Raw genomic sequence first — 12,913 nt, 5'->3', positions numbered from 1 at the left:
CTAATGAAATGGACCCAGCCCTCTTTCAAATTCGCCTCACTTGAGGCAAGATGAGTGTTGTTCCGAAACATTCATCTAAAAAAGGGAGGGTCCATCATGGAAATTACCACTTTAGGTATTGATTTGGCAAAATTAAACTTTCAATTACATGGAATCAACCATTACGGAAAAGTTGTTCTGACCAAAAAGGTTACCCGGAACAAACTTTTGGAGGTGGTCGCAAAGCTTCCGTGTTGTCTAATCGGTATGGAAGCCTGCGCGAGTTCCCACTATTGGGCCCGGGAATTTGAAAGGTTTGGACATCAGGTGAAACTGATGAGTCCTCGATTTGTTAAACCCTATGTGAAGACAAATAAGAACGACTTTCGAGACGCGGAAGCGATCTGCGAGGCGGTTACCCGTCCTACGATGCGATTTGTTCCAATCAAAACAGTGGAACAGGAAGATATTCAGGCGCTGCATCGGTCACGATCTCTTTTAATTAAAAATCGTACCGCTTTAATTAACCAGATTCGGGGATTATTGGCCGAGTATGGTCTGGTGATTCCAAAATCAGCTGCCAAGGTTCGCCCAATGTTGATCCGAATTCTTGAAAATCAACACGAACAGTTAACTTCCTTTGGAAGAGAGACTTTTTTTGATCTTTACGATCAGTTAGTTGATCTTGAAAAACGGATTGAGAAGATGCATCAACGTCTCGAAGTTCATTTCAAGAAACATCCGGTTTGCCAGAAGATCGCTGCCATTCCCGGAATTGGTCAGTTGACCGCCACAGCTTTATTGGCCGCAGTTTCTTATCCCCAGGCCTTCAAAAATGGGCGACATCTGTCTGCTTGGTTGGGGCTTGTCCCTCGGCAATATTCAAGTGGCGGAAAAGAGGTTTTAGGGAAACTATCCAAACGAGGGAATCGCTATCTCAGGACACTCTTGATTCATGGAGCCCGAGCCGTTGTATATCGATCCGAAAACAAGAAAGACTCACTCAGTCTCTGGACAAACAATTTGAAACGGAAGAAAGGAACCAATGTTGCTGCTGTTGCTCTGGCCAATAAAAATGCTCGAGTAGTCTGGGCGTTGTTGGCCCATGACGATATCTATCGGAAAGCGGCCTAATAAGATTAATAAAAAGAATACTTCTTACAAAGTAAAGGAAGAATAGAGAACTCACACCAAGGATTGCAACGCGAAACATCCGTGATGACGCCACAGGGTCAACCGGCGCTTTCAAAACCTGGACAAATTTACGGCCCAAAAGAGGCCGATGTGCTAATCAGGAGAAAGCGCACTTATTTCATCAAGGCCAGGACATCTCGTTGTCCAACTAAAGGCCGGATATATAAACGCAACCCTCCTTTAGGCATCTAAAACGGATATTTTATCGTTGCTCCACGGGCTGGGTCCATATATATTTTTGTACTAAAAAGAATCAAAAAGCACATGAAATGTGAAAAGGGATAGAATTATTACAGTGATTCTATCCCTTTGTTTTTAAACGGAAAACGGGGAATCCAGTCCTAAATCAGGGCGTTACGTTTTTTAATCTTTAGCCCCTACGAATCTGAGGGTCGGTTTCGACTCCCTCCGAGCGCACTAATTTTATCTTGATTGCTTCGCGCTTTCATTTTGAATTGTTTCAAATTTCGGGTCCATCGTCATCCATTTAATTTCCCCGTTGTTTGGTCAGCCCAGAGTTGCGGCTCTTACCGATTTCGGGTAAAATCGAATCTATTTTGAAATAAACATCGAAATCAGAGCCACTTAGTTTAGTGCTGAAATCTTGAGGGTAATATGGCGCCAAATACGGACCGATTAACGGATGAGGGGAAAAAACTTTTTGTTACCAAAAACAAACGGAGCAGACCATGAGGTTCGGATACACAATTATCTACGTTCCTAACGTCCCCTCGTCGATCGAGTTTTTTGAACGGGCATTTGGAATCAAAAGGCGGTTCCTTCACGATTCCGGATACGGCGAGTTGGAAACGGGAGAAACGGCCCTTGCGTTTGTAACTCATGATTTGGGGAAGACAAATCTTCCTGAAGGCTATATAAAGGCGAGTGAGTCGAAGGTTCCACTAGGCATAGAGATTGCGTTGATAACTGAATCTGTCCATGAGGCCCATGCCAGGGCAGTCGCAGCGGGAGCGGTCTCAGTTAAAGAGCCGCTTTTTAAACCTTGGGGCCAAACGGTTTCTTATGTTCGATGCCCGGATGGCACATTGGTTGAGTTATGCTCACCGATGCCCGCGTAGCAAACTTCTTCCAGAAGCTCTCAAAGCCCACTCCTTACGAGAAAAAAGTAGAGTACAATTCGAATTAAACGGTTTTACACGTGGTGATTAATATGCCCTTTAATTAGTTTTAAGAGTGAGAGAATTTATGATCCCGGGGGAAATTGAAATTGCGAGGGAACGGGATTCGGCAGTTCACCGGGTGTTCCATACGTAATGACTATTACCTGATGGTCGGTCAACTCAATTAACCTGGGATCTCCCACCATCGGTTGGCCATTGATAAACGTCTTAAGAAAGTTTTGTGGGTCGGCGCAGTAAGAGCTGATGCAATTTGAAGAAAAACGAACTCCCCAAATGTCTAAAAACTGTCCAAGCGTATACTTCTGAATGTTGGGTGATTCGATATGGATCACCCCGTTTGCATCGTGGGTATGGATCGGTGAAATAAACCGTTCAAGAGCGTTGAACCCAATGGCTGCCGGCACTGGAACCAATTTGCCATGAATAACAACGTCCAAGTGTTGATGAATGTGGAGAGCTGAGCCTTCTTCGTTTAGGGCAGGCAAGCCTATTAGATCAAGACGTTCTCGGAGGCGACTAAACTCCGGTTGCCACGGGGCATCACTCAATTGCATGCCTGGAAGCAGATCCGAATTGACGGGAGCGATAGACGGTCCTCGCCTGGTTTCATGTTTCAACAGCCATACAAGAACAACCGCGGATAAAAACACCAATCCAATAATGATAAAGACTGATTTGTTTAACCAGGGTAACGCATCTTTTGGATTTGAAGCCTTGGATCTATTATTTTCATTTAGTTCGATATTTATTTTCTGTTTTTTCTGATCCAAGTTGATTTTGATCCTTTCATCTTCTGTTTTATCTCAATAGATGTAGAGAGTTTTTTATTCCTGGACATTTACATTCTACCAGCATCGAAACATTTCCTGTATCGAATTCTTTCCGGATATTTGATCAATTCTTCCAGAACTCCTCAGGTTTATTACCTTCCAATACATTCAAGATTATAAAAGGTTTCATATAAATTTTTGGGATTTTGTTCGTTTAATTGTGCCCCCCCATATTTACCGTTAAACAATCGAATTTAAACTAAGCAGAAAATATTGGAAAAACAAGAAACCAATATATGTTTTAGACGTCAAATGGGACGGTCCCAGAAAGTGGCTCAAATTGACAAAGTGCATGGTTAAGCTACACTTTTACAATATGGCAATCACTAATGTTTCTGTAAGTTTTAAATCAGATTTTAATTTAAGAAAAAGCGGTTAATAACCGGGTAGAGATTAAAACTATAAGTATTAAAAGTAACGAAAACCAGGAGTATTTCTCGGTGCAAGAAGTCAAAGTTCGACTTAAAATAGGAAATCCCCGATATATCGGTATAATTGAATTTCCCGATCATTATCGTCGTTTTTCAGACTTTCTGAATGATGGTCAGGAATTCTTAAAAGTACTCAAGCCAGAATCCGTAGATGGTATCAATGGCAATTCTATCCTATTGGTTAATAAAGAAAATATTGATTATCTTCATAGCGTTGAAGAAGAGTATTCCAAACCACCTTTTTCAGCAAAAGGGGCATTTTTCAAGGTAAGCTTGAAAATGAAAAAAGATGAAACAATTAAAGGATTAATATTTTGTTCTTATGAAGAAACGAATTATTTAATGGAAGGAATTTTAAGAGAAACCGGATACTTTGTGAAAATTAAGAATCCCATTATTATTGATACATCAGAAAAATACAAATTTTTGGCCGTAGGAAAATCTAATATCTTAACTTTAGAGATCGACCCAAATCCCTACCCGAATAAATAGGCAGTCACATATTCCATCTTCTCCTCGTAGTAATATTGGTTTCCCAAAAATAACGTGTAAAAGTCCCCCCAATTTAAAAATCAGAAATTTCCTAGGCCAAATTCAGCAAAAAGCCTATATCGTCATTTTCCAAAATGTGTCCTAATAAATCTAAGATAATTACCTATTGAGGAATTTAAAATGTCAGAAAAGCATTTAAATGTGAATGGCTAATTTTAATACACTTTATCTATTTTCTGAAAATCCTTATCAAACAAGGAGGTCAAATTGGATTTTGATGAAGCAGTCAATGCACATGTCCTTTGGAAAATGAAATTAATAAATTATTTGGGCAATCCAGATGGTTCTTTAAAATCTCAAGAGACTCAGCTTGAAAGCGAGTGTCCGCTAAGTCAATGGTTGGACGGAGAGGGTGCAAAGTGGAGGAGTTTTCCCGAATATTCAAATTTAGTGTCTGAACATGCCAAGTTCCATTTAGAGGCTGTTATTATAGTTGACAAAGCCCAAAGCGGTAAAGAAGTGTTGGGGGAGACGGCACTGGGAACACAAAGTGGTTTCGCTGTCGCGTCAGCAAACTTAATTAGTGCAATCATGAAAATGAAAGCAAGGGGAATATCCAAGGATAAGCATTCAGACATGATTAGCCCAGGGCAATAAATATGATGACCCTTATTGAGGCCTTTGTGAATCGAGCGAATCCAGCTAAATTGTGACAAAGGAGAAAAATGGAGATCGTATATATTATTTGGTTAAAAGATAGTAAGAAATTATTTAGTAAATATGGAAAAAATGTGGGTTACAAAACAAGAGAGGAAGCTGAGAAAGCGATTCTAGATGGAATTATCAATGGCGAAATTCAAGAGGTAAAAATCTATTAAGAGCATGTAATGGAACAAGAACAAGGCATGCTGGGGAATCCAGCCCTCAATCCAAGCGTTACGTTTTTTAATCGTTAGCCCTTACGAATCTGAGGATCGGGAGTTCGACTTCCTGCGAGCGCACTCTTTTCATATTTCGCCTCAGCGGAAGAGACGAAGGATCCAGTTATAGTGGGTTGTGATGATTCGAATGGAAATTGCCAAGACGATCATTCCTGTGACAACATAGAACCATCCGTATCGTTCTGCTTCCTTTCCGGTGACTTCGATACTCATGAGTCGAAAAATGCGAAGTTTCTTATTCACAATGCCCCTACTTATTCCATAATAAGTCAGAAACACGGCTAATCCAACTCCGCTGAGAGTCAACACCAGACCCGTTAGGACAAGGCGCAGGAGGGTGAATAGCCTGATTAACAATATCACCATATTTGTATCGCTCCCAAAAGATCCTCTCTCTATGAATAACATCATCAAAAGATAATCTGGGGAGATATTACACAAAACAGAGAGAGGAAAGAAGAGAATTATTTCTCGCGGCGGACCATTTCAAACAAAGAGACCGGCAGCTTTTCCTGAAGACCAGGCCCACTGGAAATTATAACCGCCCAACCACCCGGTGACATCCAGCACTTCTCCAATGAAGTAGAGCCCTTTTACCTTTTTGGTTTCCAAGGTCTTGGATGAGAGTTCGTCAGTATCCACACCTCCAACTGTGACTTCGGAAATGGAATAGCCGCTCGTTCCCGAAGGAATGACTTGCCAGTGATGAAATCGCTCGGCGATCAGGGCGATCTCTTTCTGATGATATTGATTGACCGGCCGATTTTCGAACGCGAGAGCAAGCCATTGTTCGGCCAGGCGTTTGGTCAGGTGCTCGCTCATGAGATTTTTGAGTTCTGCCTTGGGTCGTTCTATTTGCCACTTCAAAATGGCATCTTCCAGATCGAAATCGGGCAGAAGGTTGAAGATCACTGCATCGCCAGGCTTCCAGTAATTCGAAATTTGCAGAATCGCAGGTCCACTCAACCCCGTATGGGTGAATAGGACGGGTTCCTGGAATACCCTTCCATTGCAGGAGACCCGGGCGTCCATTGAAGTTCCGGCCAACCCTTTTGTTTCGTGCAAATCTTTTTGATTCAGGATCAAGGAAACGAGTCCCGGACGGCAAGGGCGGACCTCAAGCCCAAACTGTTTTGCAATCTGAAACCCAAAATCAGTGGCTCCAATTTTCGGAAGCGATAATCCGCCGGTGGCGATGACCAAAGATTTGGAACTGTAATTCTCTCTGGATGTGATAACGGTAAATGAGTCTTCCTGGCCGGGATCCCGGCGTTCGATATTTTTTATTACGCAGTTCTCCCGAATCTGTACGCCTCCGATCCGGCATTCTTCAAGCAGCAAGTTGAGAATCTGAGACGACTTCCCGTCGCAGAAAAGTTGTCCCCGGGTTTTTTCATGGTAAGAGATTCCATATTTTTCAACCAGGCTGATAAAGTCACGCGGTCCAAATCGACTCAATGCGGATTTGCAAAAATGTGGATTAGCGGAAAGATAATTTTCCGGCTCGATTTGTAGATTGGTAAAATTACAACGGCCTCCTCCCGAGATCAGAATCTTTTTTCCGACACGTTCTGACCTTTCCAGGACAAGGACGCTTCGTCCTCTTTGTCCAGCCGTAAGCGCGCACATGAGTCCTGCGGCACCTCCGCCAAGGATAATCACGTCAAAACATGGCGCCGTTGGGGTGTCGGTGAATGCAGGATCAGATGGCATGGAGAGCTTAGACTGATAAGGTTTGAGAAATAATTCAGGGTCGGAAAGATCCTACCACTCCTGGCTCTCATCTGCCAATGATTTTACGAGACGTATTGTCTGGAAGGATTGTTTGAGGTTCTGCTTTAAGAGTCGTTCTCTTTGAGTTTGATTTCAACACGCCGGTTTTGAGCGCGATCTTCAGGGGTATCATTGGATGCAACCGGTTTTTGATCGGCGCTTCCTTTGATCGAGAGACGAGACGGGGAGATACCATGCCGGCCAATAAAATATTTCAGTACGCCCGTCGAACGGGCGACCGAGAGTTCCCAGTTAGAAGGGTAGACAGCTGTTTTGATCGGCATATTATCGGTGTGGCCTTCGATTTCAACAAGAAATGAAGGGTATCTTTGAATCAATTGTGCGATATGATCCAGTATCGGTTCCGAGGCACTTAACACTTCCGCTTCGCCCGGCTTGAAAGTGACCTTTTCTTTCAAGGTAATGACAATGGCCTTAGAAGTACGATGAACGGAGACTTCGTTTTCCAGGTTAAGATTTTTTATTTCAGCGTTTACATCGGTTAATATCGTTTCGTTTTCAGATAAAGAAGCCGACTTTTTTTCGGAGGAAATCGCATCTTTGCCTGTATCGAGAGGAGGAGTCTGTGATTTTGCGGCGGTTTTTGCGGTGACCATAAACATGACAAAAAAGACCAGCAGTAGGGACAAGACATCGCTTAGGGTAATCAACCAATTGCTATCCAGATCGAGTGTGGACCTGGATTTTTCTCTCAGGGCTTTTATCGGATCGTTCCGGAAGATCACGGAGGTCGAATCGGTCTTTTTATCGGGAATATTCATATCGAATCGTATTGGAGGAAGAATCGATTTAGATTCCTCCCTGCCTTTCTTAAATTTCCGAAACGATGGCCGGTTCTTTCATCAAACCCGGAGTTATTTCCCAGGTTGGTTTATAGCCATTTATCCGGTCTTCTATATTGATCAAATGATCGTTGTTATTGATCCCCTCTATTCCTTCAATAATACTCAGCATTCGGGCTTCCGACTGGAGAGCGTGTTCTTCCAGCTTGGCGCATAGCGGAAGCATAAATAGATTAGCCAGAATCACTCCGTAAAAGGTGGACATCATGGCGACGGCCATATGAGGGGCGATGGCTTCGAGTGATTCCATATTTTGAAACATTTTGATCAGGCTGATGACTGTGCCAGCCAATCCAAACGACGGAGTCAGACGAGAAATCGTCTTTAGCACATTTTGACTGAAATTAAAATCCATCATTCGGGCCGCCACTCCTCGTTCCAGGATTGACCGGATCTCTTCGGAGGATTTGTTATTAATCAACAGGCTGACTCCCATTTTCAAGAAATCATCTTTCAAGCTCTTGATTTTCTTTTCCATTCTTCGAATATCCCCTTTTCGGTAGATCCGGGTGATATCCAGAATATCCTTAGCCGTTTCGTCTCCGCTGCGCGGGGTCCGAAAGGCATCCAACAGGTCATTGACTGTTTTTCTCAACCTTTTAATCGGAAACCCAAGGAATACGGCAACCACCGTGCCGCCTCCTACGATCATGAGTGCGTCAGAGTTGATTATCAGATCGAAACCAATGTTCCGGAATATGGTTGAAGAAAAAAGTGAAAATGCCGCCAAAAATGCCATGATCAGGAATACGTTCATTTTTCCTCCAGGTAGGTAAATGATTACGCCATAAGGCATAAGCAAATTACGTGCCAGGACTTATTGCAGCAAATATCTTTTGATTATTGGCTTTGCAAGGGGCAAAAATACGAGGTCATCGAAGGTCGAAGTCAATTTCAGGAGGTAGAATTTTCCATATTACCCCAGCGATCGGCAAAAAATTCCTGCCAAATTAGGAGAAGGAAAGTGGAAAGGAAGTAATCGGAAAATCTATTGGGTGGTTTGCAATCTGGCCTGTACAAGATACTGGAGATGCATGAGTCCGCTTTTTGACCCGGTCAAATACTGAAATCCGCATTTATATTCGGGTGCTTCCGATTTTTCAGCCGGATCTATCCAGACCACTTCAGCTTCAAACGGAATGACAAACGAATCATGATAGATATTCATTTCGACCTTTGTTCCGGCAGGGAGGTGGGACGGTGTCGTCATCATCAGTCCGCCCCCGCCCAATATCTTGGTAAAGGTCTGTTCTCTTTTCATGTTTTGTCCCAAGATACGAAAATCAACTTTTAAAGCTATTTCGGTTCTTGGATATTTTCTGTTATGTTCCATATGTTAAATGTATCCAAGATTTCCCAAATGTCAAAGCGCTTTGGTCTTCAAATCGGTACTAAATGGATTGACAAGGATGGGAAAACTCCGTTACTATCCACCCTGCCCGGGAGAAAAATGATCACGCGAGTCGATGAAATCTATATGCAAATGGCTATGGACGAAGCCAGATTGGCATTTAAAAAAGGAGAAGTCCCGGTAGGTGCTCTCCTGGTCCAGGACCGGCGAACTATTCTTTCGAGAAGTCATAATTTAAGAGAATCAGGGAGAGATTCAACAGCCCATGCAGAAATCCTCGCCATCAGGGAGGCGAGTCGATATTTAGACCGTTGGCGCCTAACCGACGCCACACTATACGTGACGCTAGAACCCTGTCCCATGTGCGCCGGTGCGCTGATCCAGGCAAGAATCTCTCGCCTGGTATTTGGCTGTTTTGACCTTAAGGCCGGAGCATGCGGGTCGCTGATAAATATACCAGATGACAAGAGATTCAATCACCGCATCGAAGTGGTGTCTGGTTGTTTGGAAATAGAATGCTCGGAAATATTAAAACAATTTTTTTCGAATTTGAGAGAATCAAAAAAAGAGAATCCAGTCCATTCTTAAATCCTCGCCCGAAAGGAGAGGATTTTGTCAATTCACGAAAGTCTTTTGGGAGAGGTGGCCGAGTCCGGTTGAAGGCGACTGACTCGAAATCAGTTCAGGTCGTAAGGCCTGCGTGGGTTCAAATCCCACCCTCTCCGTCAAAAAATCTAATCGAAAATGGGATTTGAAGCCGACCTGAGCGCCTGCCCAGGAAAAGCGAGTCATACGAGCGTCAGCGAAGGCGGCCGGTTGCGGAAGAGGCGCGGAGCGACGAGGGAGCAAAAATCCCACCCTCTCCGTCAAAAAATCTAATCGAAAATGGGATTTGAAGCCGACCTGAGCGCCTCATTCCTGTCCTTCTTTCTTGAAGAGACACCTTTCCTATGTTACCTTGAAATCATAATGTTACCTTGAAATCATAGCCCAATCACGATCCATTCTTATCGATGAGGTATCCCATTGTCTGATGATGCGGTTAAGAACATTGAACTTCAAATTGACGGCATGACCTGTTCCGCCTGTGCCAGTCGAATTGAAAAAGTCCTGAATAAAATAGAAGGTGTTCAGGCAGCGGTTAATCTCGCTGCGGAAAAAGCTTATGTTCGGACCTCCTCCGGAACGGTTTCCCCCGACATCCTGATTGAACGGATCAAGAAAGCGGGTTACGGCGCACGAATGGTAATGGCTTCTAATACTGAGGAAGACAAGGCGCGTCACGACAGGACTTACCGGAAAAATTTAATTCATTTTGTCATTTCTCTGGGTTTTACCCTTCCTCTCCTGTTCCAAATGATTTTAATGTTATTCGGACTCACCTGGGAATTGTCCCCCTGGGTTCAACTTCTCCTCGCGACGCCGGTGCAATTCTGGATAGGAGGACGATTTTACACAGGAGCCTTTCATTCCTTACGAGGGGGCGGAGCCAATATGGATGTCTTGATTGCTCTGGGGACTAGTATGGCCTACTTCTTCAGTCTGTCCGTCACGTTCTTTGGTTTACATCAGCACCTTTATTTCGAAGCCAGTGCCACCATTGTGACCCTGATTCTCTTGGGAAAGCTCCTTGAATCCCGGGCAAAGGGAAAGAGCTTTGCGGCGATTGAACAGCTTCTGCATCTCCAACCTAAAACAGTCCATCTAGTTCTTCATGACAAAGTCGAAGAGAAGGAAATCAGCTCAGTTAAGATCGGAGATCAGTTTATGGTTAAAGCGGGTGAAACGATCCCGGTAGATGGCGTGGTGGTCGAAGGAAACTCACATCTTAATGAATCGATGTTGACGGGAGAAAGCATGCCGGTTATGAAAGAAAAAGGGAGCAAGATTTTTGCCGGCACATCCAATCTCAATGGCATGCTCAAAGCCGAGGTGACCGGCGTCGGTTCACAAACTGCTCTTGCCGGGATTATCAGGCTTGTTGAGCAGGCACAGGGTTCTAAAGCACCCATTCAAAAGCTGGCCGATACCATTTCCGGAATTTTTGTTCCCGTGGTCATAGCGACCAGTATGGTCACTTTTATCGGCTGGTATTGGGCGCAAGGTAATCTGGCAGTCGCATTGATCAATGCGGTAGCTGTGATGGTGATTGCCTGTCCCTGTGCTTTAGGACTGGCGACTCCGACGGCGATTATGGTGGGGAGCGGTCGCGGTGCCCAGTTGGGCATTCTCGTCAGAAATGCCGCGGCACTTGAACGAGCCGAGAAGATGAACGTCCTTATTCTGGACAAAACCGGCACGCTCACGGTCGGAAATCCGGTGGTCACCAACGAAATCGCGTTAAATGGTTACACTGATGAATCTTTGATAGAAACGGCTGTGACCTTGGAACAGGGATCTGACCATCCCGTGGCTCTGTCAATTTTAGCAAGAGGGAAGGAAAAGGGCATTTCTCCTTTGAATTTGACTCAATTTAGGGAGGTTCCCGGCAAAGGGGTATCGGGCATGATGGAAGGGCAGCGTGTTGTTCTCGGTTCGCCCAGGTATCTGGAAGAGGAGGCAATATCCATTGACGAAAAGAGTCGTATTGACGTCGCAAGATTTCAGGGGGAAGGGAAAACCGTGATCGGGGTCGCAAGGAATGGAAAATTAGCTGGAATTATTGGCGTGGCCGATCCGATTAAACCCACTTCCGGACGGGCTGTTTCAGATCTCAAAAAGATGGGCATCCGGGTGATTATGTTAACGGGGGACAACAAGGCCACGGCGGCAGCGGTGGCCCGTCGGGTGGGCATTGAGGAATTTCGATCGGAAATGGCTCCAGACGACAAAGAAAAAGAGGTCATGAAATTCAAAAAAGAGGGTAGTCTGACCGGTATGGCTGGAGATGGGATGAATGACGCGCCAGCCCTTGCGGTAGCAGATATTAGCTTTTCAATGGGAAGCGGAGCAGATATGGCCCTTGAAATTGCGGATATTACATTAATGCGAAGCGATCTGACGAGTTTGGTGCAGGCCATTCACCTTTCACGTCATACACTGGGGAAAATAAGGCAGAATCTCTTTTTCGCTTTCTTTTACAATATTCTGGGCATTCCGTTGGCTGCTGCCGGAATGCTTAATCCGGTGGTAGCCGGAGCGGCCATGGCGATGAGCTCCGTCTCGGTTGTGTCGAATTCTCTCCTGTTAAAACGGGTTAAATTAGGTTGAAAGGAATAAAGATATGGAAACGATAAACCTCAATGTTACGGGAATGACCTGCCAGCATTGTGTTCAGTCGGTTAAAGGGGCGCTAGAAAAGCTTCATGGCGTAAATAGCGTATCGGTGGTTCTTGATCAGGGAAACGTCAAAATCGAATTCGACAGTGCTTTGGTCAATCTTCAGCAACTCAGAGGTGCCGTTGTTGAAGCGGGCTATGAAGTCTCGTGACGCGAATATTTTTGCTTGTTAAGGCTGATTAACAAAGACACCCTGCCGTGGCCCGATTGAGGTTGACGCGGTAAATTCACTTTGTTATATTCACCTGTCGGGCAACATGGTTTAGCTTGATTAGATTAAACGAGCAGCAGGCTTTGCCTGGGCGAGTGCGGGTTTTGGACATCGGAGGATTTCACGAAGTATACCCGGACGGGCCCCAATTCAAATAGGAGAGATGTCCGAGTCCGGCTGAAGGAGCACGACTGGAAATCGTGTAAACGGCCAAAAGCTGTTTCGGGGGTTCAAATCCCCCTCTCTCCGTTAGGGGAAACGGGATAGGTGCGGGGAATTTGAAGCCATCAGGCATGTATTTTTAAATGGGGAGGCCGGGTTCTGTGCGACAGGAAATTATGAACCCCGTCAGGTCCGGAAGGAAGCAGCGGTAAATAACAACTTCTGTGCGCCGCAGATCGCCTGACCTCTCCATTTAAATTTATAA

Annotated in this window: 14 protein-coding genes, 2 tRNA genes and 1 other RNA gene; 11 read left to right on the top strand and 6 right to left on the bottom strand. The window is 44.6% G+C overall.

The features are described from left to right. The first annotated feature begins 96 nt into the window (after window positions 1-96). Window positions 97-1,113, top strand: a complete 1,017-nt coding sequence (locus HY200_03105) for an IS110 family transposase (protein ID MBI3593921.1) — start codon at window positions 97-99, stop codon at window positions 1,111-1,113. Window positions 1,114-1,862: 749 nt separating this feature from the next. Next, window positions 1,863-2,252, top strand: a complete 390-nt coding sequence (locus HY200_03100) for a VOC family protein (protein ID MBI3593920.1) — start codon at window positions 1,863-1,865, stop codon at window positions 2,250-2,252. 125 nt (window positions 2,253-2,377) lie between these two features. Here HY200_03100 and HY200_03095 read toward each other — a convergent pair whose 3' ends face one another. Continuing rightward, window positions 2,378-3,085: a hypothetical protein gene (locus tag HY200_03095; protein ID MBI3593919.1), complete on the bottom strand. Its 708-nt coding sequence runs from the start codon at window positions 3,083-3,085 to the stop codon at window positions 2,378-2,380. Between the two features lie 500 nt (window positions 3,086-3,585). On the opposite strand from HY200_03095, the gene HY200_03090 reads away from it, so the two are divergent. The 3 genes from HY200_03090 to HY200_03080 all read left to right on the top strand — a co-directional run bounded on the left by HY200_03090 (window position 3,586) and on the right by HY200_03080 (window position 4,946). Continuing rightward, complete coding sequence (locus HY200_03090; GenBank protein ID MBI3593918.1) at window positions 3,586-4,068, top strand: hypothetical protein; 483 nt, start codon at window positions 3,586-3,588, stop codon at window positions 4,066-4,068. A gap of 267 nt (window positions 4,069-4,335) precedes the next feature. After that, the gene (locus HY200_03085; GenBank protein ID MBI3593917.1) at window positions 4,336-4,725 is read left to right on the top strand and encodes a CZB domain-containing protein; all 390 of its coding nucleotides are present in this window, start codon (window positions 4,336-4,338) and stop codon (window positions 4,723-4,725) included. Window positions 4,726-4,793: 68 nt separating this feature from the next. Continuing rightward, window positions 4,794-4,946: a hypothetical protein gene (locus HY200_03080; GenBank protein ID MBI3593916.1), complete on the top strand. Its 153-nt coding sequence runs from the start codon at window positions 4,794-4,796 to the stop codon at window positions 4,944-4,946. Window positions 4,947-5,087: 141 nt separating this feature from the next. Here the strand turns inward: HY200_03080 and HY200_03075 are convergent, their stop codons facing one another. The 5 genes from HY200_03075 to HY200_03055 all read right to left on the bottom strand — a co-directional run bounded on the left by HY200_03075 (window position 5,088) and on the right by HY200_03055 (window position 8,978). Beyond that, on the bottom strand, window positions 5,088-5,375 hold the full coding sequence (locus HY200_03075) for a hypothetical protein (protein ID MBI3593915.1): 288 nt from the start codon (window positions 5,373-5,375) through the stop codon (window positions 5,088-5,090). Window positions 5,376-5,495: 120 nt separating this feature from the next. Next, window positions 5,496-6,722 carry an NAD(P)/FAD-dependent oxidoreductase gene (locus HY200_03070; GenBank protein MBI3593914.1) on the bottom strand — a complete coding sequence of 409 codons (1,227 nt, stop codon included), beginning with the start codon at window positions 6,720-6,722 and terminating at the stop codon, window positions 5,496-5,498. A gap of 125 nt (window positions 6,723-6,847) precedes the next feature. Continuing rightward, complete coding sequence (locus HY200_03065; GenBank protein MBI3593913.1) at window positions 6,848-7,564, bottom strand: OmpA family protein; 717 nt, start codon at window positions 7,562-7,564, stop codon at window positions 6,848-6,850. A gap of 49 nt (window positions 7,565-7,613) precedes the next feature. After that, on the bottom strand, window positions 7,614-8,402 hold the full coding sequence (locus tag HY200_03060; protein ID MBI3593912.1) for a MotA/TolQ/ExbB proton channel family protein: 789 nt from the start codon (window positions 8,400-8,402) through the stop codon (window positions 7,614-7,616). Between the two features lie 231 nt (window positions 8,403-8,633). Then, the gene (locus HY200_03055; protein MBI3593911.1) at window positions 8,634-8,978 is read right to left on the bottom strand and encodes a PilZ domain-containing protein; all 345 of its coding nucleotides are present in this window, start codon (window positions 8,976-8,978) and stop codon (window positions 8,634-8,636) included. A gap of 117 nt (window positions 8,979-9,095) precedes the next feature. Here HY200_03055 and HY200_03050 point away from each other — a divergent pair, with 117 nt between their 5' ends. The 6 genes from HY200_03050 (at window position 9,096) to ffs (ending at window position 12,897) form a co-directional block, all read left to right on the top strand. Next, entirely contained in the window at window positions 9,096-9,584 is a 489-nt protein-coding gene (locus HY200_03050) for a nucleoside deaminase (GenBank protein ID MBI3593910.1), read from the top strand. Window positions 9,585-9,632: 48 nt separating this feature from the next. Further along, window positions 9,633-9,721 (top strand) — tRNA-Ser (locus tag HY200_03045). Window positions 9,722-10,022: 301 nt separating this feature from the next. Then, on the top strand, window positions 10,023-12,206 hold the full coding sequence (locus HY200_03040; protein MBI3593909.1) for a copper-translocating P-type ATPase: 2,184 nt from the start codon (window positions 10,023-10,025) through the stop codon (window positions 12,204-12,206). A gap of 13 nt (window positions 12,207-12,219) precedes the next feature. Continuing rightward, window positions 12,220-12,426 carry a heavy-metal-associated domain-containing protein gene (locus tag HY200_03035; GenBank protein MBI3593908.1) on the top strand — a complete coding sequence of 69 codons (207 nt, stop codon included), beginning with the start codon at window positions 12,220-12,222 and terminating at the stop codon, window positions 12,424-12,426. Window positions 12,427-12,643: 217 nt separating this feature from the next. After that, window positions 12,644-12,735 (top strand) — tRNA-Ser (locus HY200_03030). Between the two features lie 63 nt (window positions 12,736-12,798). Beyond that, window positions 12,799-12,897: signal recognition particle sRNA small type (ffs, locus tag HY200_03025), an RNA gene on the top strand. Window positions 12,898-12,913 lie beyond the last annotated feature (16 nt).

Source organism: Nitrospirota bacterium (assembly GCA_016194305.1).
GTDB lineage: Bacteria > Nitrospirota > Nitrospiria > JACQBW01 > JACQBW01 > JACQBW01.
This window is presented reverse-complemented; position numbering and strand designations above follow the sequence as displayed.